Source organism: Paraburkholderia sp. RL18-101-BIB-B, assembly GCF_046026985.1.
In the GTDB taxonomy this organism is placed as follows: domain Bacteria; phylum Pseudomonadota; class Gammaproteobacteria; order Burkholderiales; family Burkholderiaceae; genus Paraburkholderia.
The window spans coordinates 519,364-534,574 of record NZ_JARESV010000001.1; the positions used below are offsets into that span (position 1 = coordinate 519,364).

A 15,211-nucleotide genomic window follows, 5' to 3' on the forward strand; every position below is an offset into this window, starting at 1 on the left:
ACTACATCCCCAGATACGCGCGACGCAACTCGTCGCTGGCCATCAATTCCGCACACGTGCCCGAGTAACGGACGAGCCCGTTCTCCAGCACATACCCGCGCTGCCCGGTTTCGAGCGACTGCACGACGTTCTGCTCGACCAGCAGGATCGCGAGCCCTTCGCCCTGCAAGCGCGCGATCAGCGCAAACATCTCTTCGACCATCAACGGCGACAGACCGAGCGACGGTTCGTCCAGAATCAGCAGGCGCGGCTCGGCCATCAGGCCGCGCCCGATCGCCAGCATCTGCTGCTCGCCGCCCGACATCGTGCCCGCCGGCTGATCGATGCGTTCGCCGAGACGCGGAAAGGTCTCCAGCATGCGCGCGAGGTTGCGGGCGCGATTCAGCTTGCCGCGTAAAAACGCGCCAAGCTCCAGGTTTTCGCGCACGCTCAGATTCGGGAAAATCCGCCGGCCTTCGGGCACCTGAATCAGGCCGGCTTTCACGACGGCGCGATAGTGCCGTCCCGTCAGCTCGTGCCCGTCGAAGCGCACGGCGCCTTGCCAGACGGCATTGATTCCGCACACCGTATTGTTCAGCGTCGTCTTGCCGACGCCATTGCTGCCGAGCAGCACGACGATCTCGCCTTCGCCGACACGAAGATCGATGCCGCGCAACACTTCGGTTCGGCCGTATCCAGTATGAAGCCCATCCACTTCGAGCAATGCGCTCATGAATGCCCTCCTTCGCGCGCCAGCCGTTCGGCTGTGCCGTGACCGAGATACGCCTCGATCACGGCGCTATCGGATGTCACCTCGCGCGGCGTGCCTCCAGCGATCAGGCGGCCTTGCGCGAGCACCCACACATGTTCGGCAAGGCTCATGACGGCGCGCATGACGTGTTCGATCATCAGCACCGTCACGCCGCTATCGACGAGACCGCGAATCACCGGAATCATTTCGTCGATTTCGCTTGGATTCAGGCCCGCGAGCACTTCGTCCAGCAACAGCAAACGCGGTTTGGTGGCGAGCGCGCGCGCCAGTTCGAGGCGCTTGCGGCCACCGACGGTCAGGTCCGCCGCGGGCTGGTCGAGCCGGTCGTGCAGGTTCACGCGCGCGGCGACTTCCTCTGCCGCCGCCAGGGCCTCGCGCCGCCCAGGCAGATGCAGATGCGCGCCGACCGCGATATTCTCGCGGACCGTCTGCGCGCCGAACGGCTGCACGATCTGGAACGTGCGCGTCAAACCGAGCCGCGCGGACTCGTGCGGTGCCATGCCGGTAATGTCGCGGCCCAGGTACTGCACGCGGCCCGCGCCGGGTCGCAGAAAGCCCGACAGCAACGCGAACAGCGTGGTCTTGCCCGCGCCGTTCGGTCCGACGAGCGCCGTGAGCGTATTCGGCAGGACATCGAGGCTGACGTCCTGCACGGCCTTCAGACCGCCAAACGTGATCGACAGACCACGGGCTTGTAACAGCGCTTCAGACATGGGCTTCCTCCTTGCGCTTGCCGCTGCGCTTCGACGTCGCGGGCAGGCCGGTCATGCGCCGCACCGACGCGCCCGCGCCCGTGATTCCGCGCGGGAGGAACATCACGATCACGACCAGCACCACGCCATAGATCACCATGCTGATGCCGGGCAACTCGCCGAACAGGTTGCGGGTCAACTCGCCCAACACATAGAGCAGCGCCGCGCCGAGCACCGGTCCCCACAATGTGCCCACGCCGCCGACGATCACGCCGACCAGCGCTTCGATCGATCTCGCCGGGCCGAACGCGATATCGGCGTCGATATACTGGAACATCTGCACGTAGCACACGCCCGCTGCGCTCATGAATGCCGCGGACAGCGCAATGGCGCCCAGCTTCACGCGCACGGGATTGACCCCGATTGCCCGCGCGGCGCTCTCGTTGTCGCGCACCGCCTGCAGATAGGCGCCGAAGCGCGAATGCCGCAACCATGCGGTGACGGCCAGCGCCATCATGACGAATGCCAGCAGCAGGAACACATAGCCGCGCCGCGTGCCGAACTGCAGGTTCGCGGCGCTCGCATGCAGCGGCACCATCAGTCCGACGCCGCCGCCCGTGAACGGCACCGACACCGCGACAATGCGCGCGACCTCGGCGAAGGCCAGCGTCACGAGCGCGAAGTACGAACCCTTGAGGCCGCCGCGAAACGCGAGCGCGCCGACCACCAGCCCGGCGATCACGCCGAAGGCGATGGCGAGCGGCAACGCGAGCCACGGATTCCAGCCCCAACTCAATTGCGCGATCGCCTGCGTGTATGCGCCGACGCCGAAGAACAACGCATGTCCGAATGACAATTGACCGCCGTAGCCGCCGAGGATGTTCCATGATTGCGCCAGCAACACGGCGTACAGCGACATCATCAGGAAGGTGAGCCACACGCCCGACTGCAGCAAGCTCGCAAGCCCGGCCACCAGGACACCGAAAACAAGGATCGAACGAACGTCGCGCATCACTTAGGTCCTCACTCCGAACAGCCCTTGCGGACGCATCAGCAGCACGACAATGAAAATCGCGAAGATGCCCATCTGACCCAGCGAATCACCGAACCACAGGCCGCCAAGCGACTCGACCACGCCGATGAGCAGACCGCCGATCAATGCGCCCGCGAAGCTGCCCATCCCGCCCAGCACGACGATCGTGAACGCGACCAGCACGAAGCCGCCGCCGACCTGCGGATTGACGTAATAGCTTGGCAACAGAAAACAGGCCGCCGCGCCGACACATGCCATGCCGATACCGAACGACAGCGCATAAACCTTGTCGACGTCGATACCCATCAGCTTCGCACCATGCTTCTCGCGCGACACGGCGCGAATCGCGCGGCCCAGATCGGTCATGCGGATCACGAGAAAGAGCGCGGCCGCCACCACCAGCGCGCCGAAAAAACCGATGACCTTTGGCAACGCGATCATTGCGGGACCGATAGCGACCGTTGCGAGCGTATAGGACGTCTCGATGTTGCGCGTATCGGAGTGGAACCACACGAGCGCCAGATTCTCCAACACGATCGACAGACCGAGCGTGACCAGCAGAATGTTTTCGTCCTTGCCGTGACTCGCGCGATTGATCACGCAGCGCTGCAGTGCGTAGCCGAACGCGAACATGCCGAGTGTCACCACCGGCAGCGCCAGATACGGATCGATGCCGAGCCGTTCCTTCAGCAGATAGACCGCATACAGCGCGACCATCAACGCCGCGCCGTGCGCGAAGTTGATGATGTGCAGCACGCCGTAAATCAGTGTGAGACCGAGCGCGATGAGCGCATAGACCGCACCCGTTGTCAGTCCGTTAAGCAGTGCGGAGAAGAGAATCACCGGATCGAACATGCGCTGCCTCAGCTCTTGAGCGGAAACTGCGGCGCCACTTCGCGATAGGCCGGCGGCAGCACGACCTTGATATCGTTGCCGACTACCTGAGTGAGAAGCGGTTGCGCGCCGGTGTTCTGACCGTTGACGAAATGCGTCGGACCATACGGCATCATGTGATCCTTGAAAGCGCTCGAGGCAAGCGCCGCATTGACGGCGGCGCGGTCGGCGGATTTCGCGCGCTCCAGTGCGTCGGCGAGCAGCATCGTCGCGGTGTAGGTCATGAACACTTCATATGAGAAGTACGCGCCCTTCGCTTCGACCCGTTTGCGCAACGGCGCAACACGCGCATCCTTCGGATTGAACCAGTGATTGCAATCGATGATGCCGTCCGCGATATCCGGAAACTCCTTCAGAAACTTATAGCTCGATGCGGCCCCGCCCAACACCGAATAGATCGCTTTGGGGCGCACGTTCTGCTGTTTCATCGCGCGCAGCAACAGCGCGTATTCGTTGTAATAGTTGGCGGGAATCACGATGTCCGGATTGACCGCGCGCATGCGTAGCACGATGTTGTTGAAGTCGCGCGTCGGATTCGGATGCTTGATGACTTCCTTGATTTCGAAACCGTACTTGGGCAACTCGCTGCTGAGCAGCGCAGCCGTGCCGGCGCCGAACAGCGATTCTTCGTGCACGATCATCACCGTTCTGGCCGGTTTGCCCGCGTCGGTATTCAACGTATTGAGGTTGTCGACCGCGCGCTGGCTGCACATCCGATAGCCGGGGCCGAAGCGAAACGTATTCGTGAGTCCGCGCTCGACGATCTGATCGGCGACGCCGACATCGACCACATGCGGCAAGCCGTACTTCGCGGCCGTCTGGGTCGTGGTGAGACAGATCGCCGATGCATAGGCGCCGACGATCGCCGTCACGCCCGCCTCGTTCATTCTCTCGACCTCGGCGGCGCCCGCCTCGGGCCGCGATTGCGCGTCGCCCAGCACCGCCTCGATGAGCGCGCCGCCTTGCGACTTGATGCCGCCGGCGTTGTTGATGTCCTCGATGGCCAGCAAAGCGCCCAGCCGGCATTGCTGCCCCGAATAGGCCAACGCTCCGGTGACGGGATGCAGCACGCCGATCTTGATGCTCTTCGCGCTCGCGGCACGAGCGACCCAAGGTGCTGCAACCAGTGCCGCGGCGGCGGTGGACCGACGCAGGAAAGTGCGACGCGAACTCATGCGATCTCCGTAGGATTGCGTTAGTTGAAGGTAGCGGACAGTTCCTCGCTGACCCAGACCTTGGCGTCGATATCGCCAATCCGAGAGAGCTGCAACTGATACTGATAGCGATCGGGCCGGTACAGACCCTGGAGCAATTGCACCGGCCGTTCGTCGGTGTCGCGCACGAGACGCGTCACGGCGAGCAACGCCGAGCCGACCGCGACGTCGAGATGGCGCGCAACCACGGCGTCGGCGAGGCGCGCCGAAATGGTTTGCGTCGCGCCGCCGAGCTGCACGCCCGCTTCCTCCAGCAGCATCAGCAAGGGCTTGCGCTTGAGGTCGCGGCGGTTGATTTCGGCGACAGCTTTGGGCACGTGTGTCGTGATGAACGACACCGGTCCCGCCGACGTGCTGCGAACCCGGATACTCTTGTAGACGGCATCGCCGACAGACAGATGCAGCGCCTCCGCGATGGCGTCCGAAGCGAGCACTTCCGTGCTGTCTATCACTTCGACCGTGGTGCGCAACCCCATATTCACGATGTTCTCGAGCAGGCCGGTGAGGTGCGCTTTCTCGCGCGAAACCGGTGCGGCTTTCGCATTGCCCTGCTTTTTCCCCGTATCGATACGCTGCGGCCACGTCCCCACGCCCGGCCGGCGCGTGACCAGCCCGTCCGCCACCAGCATCTCCATTGCCTTGCGAATCGTAATGCGCGCGACCGCGAACTGTTCAGCGAGCAGATGTTCGCCGGGCACGCCTTCTTCGTCGAAGCGTCCTTCCTGGAGTTGCTCGCGCAACACCAAGTAGATCTGGTGATATTTCGGCAGGGGTAAGGTGGTTTCCATGAGGCTCACTCTAGAAGTGTCGTAATGTCGGGTCAATAGAACAAATTGGAAAATAAAGATTGTTCTACCTCGTAAACACCGACGGAAGCAACTGGCTTGCAGTAAGGAACGTGCAAGCTCGATGATCCGCTCCCTCCATCAGAGCGGACAGTTTGCTGGACGAGACTGGATGAACGATAGAACAAGTTGTGCGGTGGCTTGTTCCATGGGGAAAACACTCAACTGACGAACTTCGCAGAAGCTTCAACGCTTTACGCGCCAATAGGACATTTCCCGCGTCAAATGTTCCATTGACAAGACAAAATAGGCTGCTTAATTTTCGTCGCAACCGGAAATCGATCTGGACGCGAAGGCGCTATCGAAGGCCGGTGTAAAGAGAGCGAAGCGGATTCATGTCGCTATGCGCTCGATTTCGTTTCTTTAGGATGCCTGCTTTGTAGCATGCCTCGCGGCCGGCAAATCATGACCGTGAAATCCACCCCTGGTTTCGCACCGAGGGACTCGACGTCAACGATACAGTCTGGAAACAGGATGAAAAAGTCACTTTGCATTGCGGGAGTAATTGGTGCGCTTGGAACGCACGCGGCTATCGCACAGGCGCAGAGCAGCGTTACGCTTTACGGGATCGTCGACGAAGGGCTGACCTTCAATAACAACTCACACGGCGCGCGCCAGTACAGCATGGTGAGCGGCGAGATTCAGGCGAGCCGCTGGGGATTGCGCGGTAGCGAAGATCTGGGCGGCGGCATGAAAGCGGTTTTCCTGCTTGAAGGCGGCATGGATCTGAGCAGCGGCAAACTCGGCCAGGGCGGGCTTGAATTCGGCCGTCAGTTATACGTCGGACTGGCCACGCGTTATGGGACGGTGACGCTCGGGCGTCAATACGATTCCGTGGTGGACTACGTTGGCCTGTTCGAAGTGGGCGATCAATGGGGCGGCTTTTACACCGCGCACCCAGGCGACCTGGATAACATCAACAACTCGAACCGGGTCAACAACGCGATCAAATATACGAGCAACAACTACGGCGGCTTCACGTTCGGCGGCGTCTACAGTCCTGGCGGCGTAGCGGGTAATTTCAGTCAGAATCAGATCTGGTCGCTCGGCGGCTCTTATTACAACGGGCCGCTCGGGCTTGGCGTCGGTTATCTGAACATCCGCAATCCGAACACCTCGTTCTACGGCACCAGCGTGCTCGCGAACACGACCGGCTCGGCGCCGCTCGCGACGTTGAACAACATTGCATCGCCCGTGTTCTCCGGCTTTGCCGATGCGCGCACGCAGGAAGTCTATGCGGCGGGCGGTGCGTACACGTTTGGCGCGGCCACGTTCGGCGGCACCTATTCGAATACGCGTTTCGACAATCTCGATGGCGGCGGCTCGGGACCGAATCCATTCGGCAATCGCGGCACGGCGATCTTCAACAACGTCGAAGCGAACTTCAAATATCAGATCACGCCTGCATTCCTCGTGGGTGCCGCCTACGATTACACGAAGGGCAGCTCGGTAAACGGCCGGGATGGCGCGACCTATCATCAGGCCCAACTCGGCGCTGACTATTTCCTTTCGAGGCGCACGGATGTCTATTTCGTCGGAATCTACCAAAAGGCTTCCGGTACGGACTCGACGGGAAGTGCGGCGGTTGCAGCGATCAACGGCGTGACGCCATCGAGCGACAATCATCAGGTCGTGCTTCGTGTGGGCATGCGGCACAAGTTCTGACGGGCAGCCACCGCCCGCGACGACAGTCGGCGCACACGAGAACGTGGCCCGACTGATCTGCGTACCGCACACGAAGTGGTGCGGCATCCAGATCGTCGAGCGGTCCTCCCCAACTTTTGCACGCTCTCGTTTACGTCAGGCTGAACGCTGCGGAGGCATCGTGTAGAAGGCATGCATCGCATGCCAGATACGATGCCGATTGATGCCCAGCACCGCGATGTGAGCCACTCCCTTGATCTCGCAGAACTGCTTGTCCTTGTTCGGCAACTGCGAAAAGAATTCGAGCAGTTCCGCATCGGTCGCATTGCCGTCGTGCTCGGCTCTCGTCATGCAGACGGGACACTGCAGCCGTTTCGGATCGACCATCGGCATATGAATCGCCATATCGATGTAGGTGCCGTTCGGTGTCCGGTTGGTGAGCTTGAGTTCATAGTCGCCCAATGCCTTCGGTACTTTGGGATCGACCGTCGACGGGTCGTCGCGGGCGAAGATGGCATCGAAGCTCGCTTGCGAGGTTGGACGGGAATTGCTGGCCTCGAGTGCCGCGATGTTCGCGCGCCGCCTCATGATTTCCGGCGCGCCCTCGCCCGTATAGGTGATTGCATCCAGGACCATGCGCTCCACGCGGTCCGGCTCTTCCATCGCAAAGACGCCCAGCCGGAGGGCGCCGGACGACTGGCCATAGAACATGAATGTCTTTTGGCCAGTCACCTTTTCGATCACCGGCATCGCCGCTTTCAGGTCCTCGACACCGGAGCGGACATCGGAGTTCGAATCCGTCTGCGACGAGCGGCCGTAGTTTTCATGGTCCATGGTCCAGACGTCGAAGCCGTAGCGAGCAAACTCGTCCATGAACGAGTAGTTCTCCGTGCCCGGCACTTGCAGATCGAAGCCCCCGCGGCCCGAAAACGACGACCCGTGCACGAGGAATAACACAGGCTTCGGGCCGGAACTTGCGTTGCGGTCGTCCGCGAGTCGCTTGCGATACAGATACAGTTTCACCGCACCTTTCTGCGCCCAGTGATCTTCGGCAATGATCCGCGGCGCCGCCGCGTTAGCAGAGAGCGGCACTGCCGTGGCCATCAATGTTAGCGCCGCGCCTTGCAGCAAACGGCGTCGCTGGACCCTCTGCTGCGTGTCTTTCGTGTTGCTCATTGTTTTTTCCCGATTATGAGAATTGAGACGTTACTAGTCCTTGTGCTCGTACCGTCGAGCCTGGGCAACACTCCCGTTTGTCTCGACTCCTTGGGCGTGTGCCGTGGTAAGGAATGAGTCAATTAGTAGGTGAGACGAGGTCGAATCCGTTCGCCTTCAAAGACGTTTGCACTGCCGGTCCGGTGAGATAGGAAAGCAGCTTTTGCGCTGCATCCGGATGCTCGCTCTTTGTACCTATGCCCGCTGCGTAGGTCGTCACGAGTTGCAAATCTTCCGGGATCGGCCCGACGAGGGTGACTCCATGCACGGGCTTGATTTCGCTGGTCTGGCCCAATCCGAGGGACACCTCGCCTCGTGCCATCGCTTCCATCGCGGTTTGCCCTTCCGGATAATATTTGACCTTGGGAGCCACTGTGCCGCCAATCCCGAGGCGGTCAATCAACCGGGCCAGATAGATGCCCGAGGTAGCGCCGGTGGCGGGGTCGGCCATGCCGATCGAAGGGGCATCGAGCAAGGCCCTCGTGAACGCCGGGTCGTCGTTGATCGCGGGCAACGCGGCACCGGCTTTGACCGCGACTCCGAGCCGCACGCGCGCGACATCGACCTGCGAACCCTTCCTGACAAGATCTTGCTCGGTCAGTTTGGCGAGAGGCTCGGGTGGGACGATGACGAGGTCGAACGCCTGCCCCGATATTGCCCGGTCACGCACCTGTCCCGCGGTGCCGTAGATGAGGCGCACGCGATCGCCTGTTGCAGCCAGATAGTTTTCGGGCAGGTTCTCCAGTGCGCCTTTCATCGCAGCCGCGGAGAAAATCACCAGATCCGCCGCGTGAGCGGACTGCATCGTGACCAACACAATCGCAAGCAGAAGTCCTGCTTTCGTCTTCATAAGAAAGTGCTCCGGTGAGCATCGCTGAGTACGGCATTGTCAGGTTGTCGAACGGCATACGCTCGAACGCACACAGTGTATCGGGATAACTAATTTTATGCGGCGAGTCGCCCCGGCATCGGAGAGCCCGATTCTGCTGTGCGTCCGTGTGGCAACGACACTCATGACAATGACCGCCACAATCGCGGCGGCCATGCGCCTTTGACGCACACCCTGCGATGCCCCACGGGTGTCGCTGCCGAGGCTTGCGCGCCGCCACGCTACGACGTCAGAACCTGTGGCGCATCCCGACCCGGGCGACGAGCTGATGGTTGTTCGACGAATCGCCGAGGGAGCCGATGTCCGCCACCGCCGCCGTGCCCGTCGAACTCGTGCCGCTTGCCGTCTGGAACGTGCCTTCCATGTAGACGTCCGTGCGCTTAGACAGCAGGTAGTCCAGCAACAGCGAGAACTGATTGTACTTCTGGTCGCCAATGTCTCCGCGCACTGCATTGCCCTTCGTGTAGTTGTACTCACCCGCCAGAAGCAGCGCCGGCGTGAACCGATAGGACGCGTTCAATTCGAAGTCGTTGAAGGTCGCCGTCGCGCCGCCGAACGCACCGATATTCTGGTATTTCGTGTTCGAATACACCGCGCCGATCAGCGCCGGTCCGATTTGATAGCTGCCGGCCGCGGCGATGATCTGCAACGAATTCGCGGGTCTCGCCCCGAGATAGCCGGAATTCAACGAGTTGAAAGTCGTCGCGTTCACGTTGCCGTTCAAAATGGCGCCCGCTGCGGACGGGTTCTTGAAGTACTCGTACGCCACGCCTAAGCCCATGCCTCCGTGGTTATAGTTCGCACCCAATGTATAGCCGCTCGACTGCGATATTTCACCGGCGATGCCGCCCAACGAGACCGTGCCGCCGAACTGCAAGCCGCGGAAGTTCGGGCTCGCGTATTTGATCGTGTTGTTCGCGCGGGAGGAGTGATTGACGTTGTCGATGTCGCCCGGATGTTCGGTGCTCGACCCGCCATACGAGAGCGCGAAGCCATAGCTGCCGATGTAATCGTTGACGCTGTCGTACTGCCGGCCCAACGTGACCGTGCCGTAGCTCGCGCTGGAAATGCCCACAAACGCCTGGCGGCCGAAAGCCGTGTTGCCCTGGCCAAACGCGCCGTTGCTGACGTTGATACCGGATTCCAGCGTGAAGATCGCCTTCAGCCCGCCGCCCAGATCCTCGGAACCTTTCAAACCCCACCGGCTGCCTTGCAGACCCGAGTTGGAATCTAACTGAAACTGACGGCCGCCGACATTCTTTCCGTTGACTACGTTCTTGGCGTTGGTGTTGATCATCAAGCCTTCATCAAGAAGCCCGTACAGCGTGACACTGCTCTGCGCGTTCGCGTGCGTCGCACAAACAGCCAGTATCGGCAATGCTAGTAGTGATTTTTTCACTATCACCTCCATTCTCTTTGGTATGTGGTTGTCAATTTATTTACTGCATATGCACTACTAATTAATATGTTGAATTACATATAGTTCTTTTCTGAATTTTTCCTCGGTATCGACTGCCGCTTGAATCAATCTCAGTCGAAGCGGCACGCCATGGTGAGCGGCACGTCGTTACCGGGTGCCTGGAACGCTCATGCGCAGCAAACTAAACATTGAATCCGCTAGATGCGCGCAGCGTCCGGGTCTTGCTGCCGGTGAGGAACTGGACGAAGGCGCGTGCCAATTCCGGGTTCGCGGCCTTGCTGCTGACGGCTGCCGAATAGACCGTCGACAGTTCGAATTCCTTGGGCAACAGCCCGACCAGCGAAACGCCCTGGGTATACATGATCTCGGTCACCTGCGTACAGCCGATCAGTCCCGGTTCGCCGCTTTGCGCAAGGTTCGCCATGGCCACCGCGCCGCTCGGAAAAGACCGGAAGAACGGCTCGACATTCTCGTAAATACCCATCTTCCGCAACACAGTAACGAAATGAATGCCGGCGGTGGCACGTAGCGGGTCGGGAAAGTAGACCCCTTTCGAGCATTTCAAACTGGCGCTCAATTGCTCACCGTCGGCGATGGCCGGAAGCGGTTCGCCGGTGCGCACTGCAATGCCGGTTTCGACTCGTCCTAACTCGGCGCGCGAAGCGGATTCCACGCGTCCCGTCTGGTCCAGGTCCGCGATCATTTTCCCGGTCAGGATGATGACGTCGCAAGGCTCGTCGGCGTCCAGTTTTTCCCGGATCGCGTGGACCGCGCCGAAGGTGCCGTTGAGACTGGCACCCGTGCTCGAGCGGAATTCTTCCGCCAGGGCCTGGACAATACCTTTGGCCGCGCCGGCGCTCAAAATTTTCAATTCCATGGTGATAGTGACTCCCGTCTGATTGGATTACTGGTCGAATGCCGCGATGATTCGCTCGGCGCTCAAAGGCAGGCTGGTTACTCTTACGCCAAGGGCATCGCGTACCGCATTACCGATGGCCGCCGCGGTCGGACCCAACGATGCCTCGCCCGCCCCACAAGCAGGTGCGTTCGACGGCACGATATCGACCTCGACAGCGGGCACTTCCGTGAACCGCAAGATCGGATAGGTTTCCCAACTATCGCTGGTGACGCGTTGCCGGTCGAATCGCACTTCTTCTTTCAAGGTCCAGCTCACAGCCTGTAGTGCACCGCCCTCGATCTGGTTGGCGACGCCGTCGGGGTTGATGACGGTGCCCACGTCCACGGCGATGTTCAGTCTGGTGACCACGATCTGCGCGCCTGCCTCGATGCGTGCCACCACCGCGCAGTACGCACCGGAATTTTTGTACCGTGCCACGGCAATGCCATAGCCGATGCCTTCCTGCTTATCCCGTTCGTGCCAGCCGGCTCGCAGCGCCGCGCGCTGCAGCACGGCCCGGGCGCGGGGGTCGGACAAATGCCGCAGGCGCCATTCGAGCGGTTCGCTGGCGGTGGCTTCGGCCAGGTCGTCGACAAACGACTCAAGCGCGAACACGTTGGCAAATGCCCCTAACGAACGCAACGACGAGGTTCGCAGCGGCATGCTCAGCACCCGGTGATTCACGATGTTCCACGCGGGAAAGTCGTAGAGCTGCACCGCATTACGCTCGGCACCCCCACCCGCGTGCAGCGGGGGATTGACTGCCGCGGGCGCTTCGAACGGCGTCTCGAGATGCCAGGCGCCCAGCAGCGCGGGGGTGTTGCCGCGACCCGGCCGCGTGCCATGGCCGTTGCTCCAGACGCTATGACGCCAACCGACCACGCGGTCGCTCGCATCGAGATCAGCTTCGAGTTCGATCACCATGGCCGGGCCGTACGGCGCCCATGCCAGCTCGTCGGCCCTGCTCCACTGGACTCGGACAGGCTGGCCGCGTGCGGCGCGCGCCAGCCACGCGGCATCGTATGCGACGTCGTCGGCCGCGTTGTGCCCATAACAGCCGGCGCCTTCCGCGTGCTGCACCACCACGGCCGATACCGCCATGCCGAAGCTCAACGCCAGGTCGGCGCGCAGATTGAAGATGCCCTGACTATGACTCCACACTTCCAGGCGTTCGCCGTCGAATCGAGCCAATGCGCACGAGGGGCCGATCGAAGCATGCGCCAGGAACGGCTTTTCGCAGCTCATCTTCAAAGTGCGTGCCACATCGGCGGCGGCACTTTGGCGGTCGGCCACTACAGTGGTTTCCACTGGTTGCTGCTTCAACCAGGCGCTCAGCTTCTGTTGTTCCGGAAGGGGCTCGCTACGCTGCCAGCGGGCGTGCCGGCGCAGCTTGTCAATGGCTTCGACAGCGGCGCGCTGCGATGTGGCCAGCACGCCCACCAGCGAGCCGTCGCGTATCACTTGCACCACGCCGGACACCGCGCGTGCTGCGCCATCGTCGAGCGAGAGCAGGGTCGTCGCGCGCGAGCCCGGACGCAGCATGCGTCCATGCAGCATGCCCGGCAGTTCGATATCCTGGATGAAGCGCGGAACCGCCAGGAATTTATCCGCGAGATCGTCGCGCGGCACCGGCGCGCCCACGATGGTATAGGCGGCGGCCGCTTTCACGGCAATCGTGCAATCGATATCAACGTCGAATTGAACCTCGCCGGCGATGGCCCAATAACTCGCGAGACCGCCGTGAGGCGCCTTGATTTCACCGCGCTTCACCGCTAATTGATGCACCAGGTCCGTCGACACTTGCAGCACGCGCGCAGCACGTTCGAGCAGCACGGCGCGCGCGTGCGCGCAGGCGTGTCGCAACGCGGTGCCGGAGTGTTGTATCGAAAGACTCCCGGAGGTGACAGCCTCGTCAGGGCTCGCCGCTGTGTTGGCCGGGCGCATGCGAATCTGGTCGATGCCGACGTCCAGTTCTTCGGCAACGATCTGCGCGAGCGCCGTGACGATACCCTGGCCGATCTCGACCTTGCCTGATAGCACTTCGACGTATCCTTCACTGGAGAATCGCAGCCACGCGCCAAGGCAAGGATTGGCGCGCAGACTCTGCGGCCGCTCGCTGACCGGTACGCCTGTCGCTTCGGTGGACACGACGGTGAGAGGGTTCACGATGACGACGCGGCACGCAGCACTGCGCGCACGATGCGATTGTGGCTGCCGCACCGGCACAGATTGCGGTCAAGTGCCTCTCGAATCTGGGCATCGGTCGGGTGCGGACAGCGTTCGAGCAGGGCCGCCGCTGCGATCAGCATGCCCGAGCTGCAGTAGCCGCATTGCCCGGCTTGCTCGGCGATGAACGCCCGCTGCAAGCGATGCGGTGCCGCCCGGCTGCCCAAACCTTCGACCGTGGTCACCTGCTTGCCCGCCAGCGCCCACAGCGGCGTGTCGCATGACGCCACAGCAAAACCGTCGACTAGGACAAGACACGCGCCACACTGGTTTTCCCCGCAGCCGAAACGCGTGCCTTTGAGCTTCAGCTCATCGCGAAGCACATCGAGCAGGCGTGTGTCGCCGTCCAGCTCGAACCCGTGCCCGGTCCCATTGACCGTAATCGGAATGCGCGTAGTCGTGGCCATGTTCACTGGTCGACCTTCGCACCCGAAACCTTGACTACCTGCGCCCATTTTTTTATGTCGTCGTTCATGAACTGCGTGAACTGGGCCGGATTCATCGACATCGTGTCGGCGCCCTGTTTCTGCCACGACGCCTTGATCTGCGGAGTGGCGACGATCCGGGTCAGCGTGGCGTTGAGCTTGTCGACCACTGCGGGCGGCGTGCCTTTGGGCGCCATCAGGCCGAGCCAGATCACGGCGTTGTACTTCGGCACCCCGGATTGATCGACGGTTGGCAGATTGGGCAGCAGGTCCGAACGCACCGTGCCGGTGGTGGCCAGCGCCTTGGCCTTGCCGCTGCTGATAAAGCCCGCCATGGTGGTGGTGGCATCGAACATCATGTCGACCTGGCCGCCGATTACGTCGGTACGCGCATTCGAGCTGCCCTTATAGGGCACATGCAGGATCGAGACGCCGGCCATTTGTTTGAACAGCTCGCCGGCCATGTGATAAGGCGTGCCGTAACCAGACGAGGCATATGACAGTTTGCCTGGTTCGCTCCTCGCCAGCTTGATCAGGTCGGCGACGTTATTGACCCCCAACCCCGGCCGTGTCACCAGCACCAGGTCGGAAGAATTGATCGGCGCCACCGGCACGAAATCGCTCATCAGCTTGAACGGCTTCCTCGTGTAGAGCGTTTCGTTGACGGTGTGCGTGTTGGAGATCAACAGCAGCGTATAACCATCGGGCTTGGACTGCGCCACATACTCGGTGCCGATGATGGCTCCCGCGCCGGGCCGGTCGTCGACGATGAACGACTGCTTCAATTGAGCGCTGAGTTGTTGCGCGACGATGCGTGCGTATACGTCGGCGGAACCGCCCGCCGCGAATGGCACGATGATGGTGACCGGCCGGCTCGGATAGTCGTCGGCGGCAAAGCTCGCGATCGATGTCGACGCCAGTACGCCAAGCGTCAGGGCATGGCCCATACGCCGGCGAAAGGAGCGAGTGCTCCAACGATTGTTCATTACGTGCCTCCTGGTATTTATAGTCCGCATCCGCACTGCATGCCGCAGTACAGGGGCGCTCGCCCCACGTGGTCCACGC

Annotated in this window: 14 protein-coding genes; 1 reads left to right on the forward strand and 13 read right to left on the reverse strand. The window is 61.7% G+C overall.

The genetic code is table 11. From position 1 onward, the window contains the following. Nucleotide 1 precedes the first annotated feature (1 nt). The 6 genes from P0D73_RS02355 to P0D73_RS02380 are packed head-to-tail and all read right to left on the reverse strand — an operon-like array spanning nucleotide 2 to nucleotide 5,372. Nucleotides 2–712: an ABC transporter ATP-binding protein gene (locus tag P0D73_RS02355; protein WP_408311753.1), complete on the reverse strand. Its 711-nt coding sequence runs from the start codon at nucleotides 710–712 to the stop codon at nucleotides 2–4. Continuing rightward, nucleotides 709–1,464 carry an ABC transporter ATP-binding protein gene (locus tag P0D73_RS02360; RefSeq protein WP_408175322.1) on the reverse strand — a complete coding sequence of 252 codons (756 nt, stop codon included), beginning with the start codon at nucleotides 1,462–1,464 and terminating at the stop codon, nucleotides 709–711. The genes P0D73_RS02355 and P0D73_RS02360 overlap by 4 nt, the downstream gene beginning before the upstream one ends. Continuing rightward, entirely contained in the window at nucleotides 1,457–2,455 is a 999-nt protein-coding gene (locus P0D73_RS02365) for a branched-chain amino acid ABC transporter permease (RefSeq protein ID WP_408290373.1), read from the reverse strand. The genes P0D73_RS02360 and P0D73_RS02365 overlap by 8 nt, the downstream gene beginning before the upstream one ends. Before the next feature lie 3 nt (nucleotides 2,456–2,458). Beyond that, complete coding sequence (locus P0D73_RS02370) at nucleotides 2,459–3,331, reverse strand: branched-chain amino acid ABC transporter permease (RefSeq protein ID WP_408290371.1); 873 nt, start codon at nucleotides 3,329–3,331, stop codon at nucleotides 2,459–2,461. Between the two features lie 8 nt (nucleotides 3,332–3,339). Continuing rightward, nucleotides 3,340–4,545, reverse strand: a complete 1,206-nt coding sequence (locus P0D73_RS02375) for an ABC transporter substrate-binding protein (protein WP_408311750.1) — start codon at nucleotides 4,543–4,545, stop codon at nucleotides 3,340–3,342. Between the two features lie 20 nt (nucleotides 4,546–4,565). Further along, nucleotides 4,566–5,372 carry a GntR family transcriptional regulator gene (locus P0D73_RS02380; protein ID WP_132378392.1) on the reverse strand — a complete coding sequence of 269 codons (807 nt, stop codon included), beginning with the start codon at nucleotides 5,370–5,372 and terminating at the stop codon, nucleotides 4,566–4,568. Nucleotides 5,373–5,903: 531 nt separating this feature from the next. Between P0D73_RS02380 and P0D73_RS02385 the strand changes: the two genes are divergently transcribed. Next, nucleotides 5,904–7,094 carry a porin gene (locus P0D73_RS02385; protein ID WP_132378394.1) on the forward strand — a complete coding sequence of 397 codons (1,191 nt, stop codon included), beginning with the start codon at nucleotides 5,904–5,906 and terminating at the stop codon, nucleotides 7,092–7,094. A 135-nt stretch (nucleotides 7,095–7,229) separates the two neighbouring features. On the opposite strand, the gene P0D73_RS02390 is transcribed toward P0D73_RS02385, so the two are convergent. The 7 genes from P0D73_RS02390 to P0D73_RS02420 all read right to left on the reverse strand — a co-directional run bounded on the left by P0D73_RS02390 (nucleotide 7,230) and on the right by P0D73_RS02420 (nucleotide 15,132). Next, a complete protein-coding gene (locus P0D73_RS02390) occupies nucleotides 7,230–8,249 on the reverse strand; it encodes an alpha/beta hydrolase (protein WP_408290367.1) in 1,020 nt (339 codons plus the stop codon). 118 nt (nucleotides 8,250–8,367) lie between these two features. Beyond that, entirely contained in the window at nucleotides 8,368–9,138 is a 771-nt protein-coding gene (locus P0D73_RS02395) for a molybdate ABC transporter substrate-binding protein (RefSeq protein WP_408311744.1), read from the reverse strand. A 268-nt stretch (nucleotides 9,139–9,406) separates the two neighbouring features. Beyond that, complete coding sequence (locus P0D73_RS02400) at nucleotides 9,407–10,576, reverse strand: porin (protein ID WP_408290363.1); 1,170 nt, start codon at nucleotides 10,574–10,576, stop codon at nucleotides 9,407–9,409. A 202-nt stretch (nucleotides 10,577–10,778) separates the two neighbouring features. Continuing rightward, nucleotides 10,779–11,474: a molybdate ABC transporter substrate-binding protein gene (locus P0D73_RS02405; RefSeq protein ID WP_408175332.1), complete on the reverse strand. Its 696-nt coding sequence runs from the start codon at nucleotides 11,472–11,474 to the stop codon at nucleotides 10,779–10,781. Between the two features lie 27 nt (nucleotides 11,475–11,501). Further along, a complete protein-coding gene (locus P0D73_RS02410; RefSeq protein ID WP_408290360.1) occupies nucleotides 11,502–13,661 on the reverse strand; it encodes a xanthine dehydrogenase family protein molybdopterin-binding subunit in 2,160 nt (719 codons plus the stop codon). Continuing rightward, nucleotides 13,658–14,128: a (2Fe-2S)-binding protein gene (locus P0D73_RS02415; RefSeq protein WP_132378404.1), complete on the reverse strand. Its 471-nt coding sequence runs from the start codon at nucleotides 14,126–14,128 to the stop codon at nucleotides 13,658–13,660. Before P0D73_RS02415 ends, P0D73_RS02410 begins: the two co-directional genes overlap by 4 nt. Nucleotides 14,129–14,130: 2 nt before the next feature. Further along, the gene (locus P0D73_RS02420; RefSeq protein ID WP_408175336.1) at nucleotides 14,131–15,132 is read right to left on the reverse strand and encodes a tripartite tricarboxylate transporter substrate binding protein; all 1,002 of its coding nucleotides are present in this window, start codon (nucleotides 15,130–15,132) and stop codon (nucleotides 14,131–14,133) included. Nucleotides 15,133–15,211: the final 79 nt, after the last annotated feature.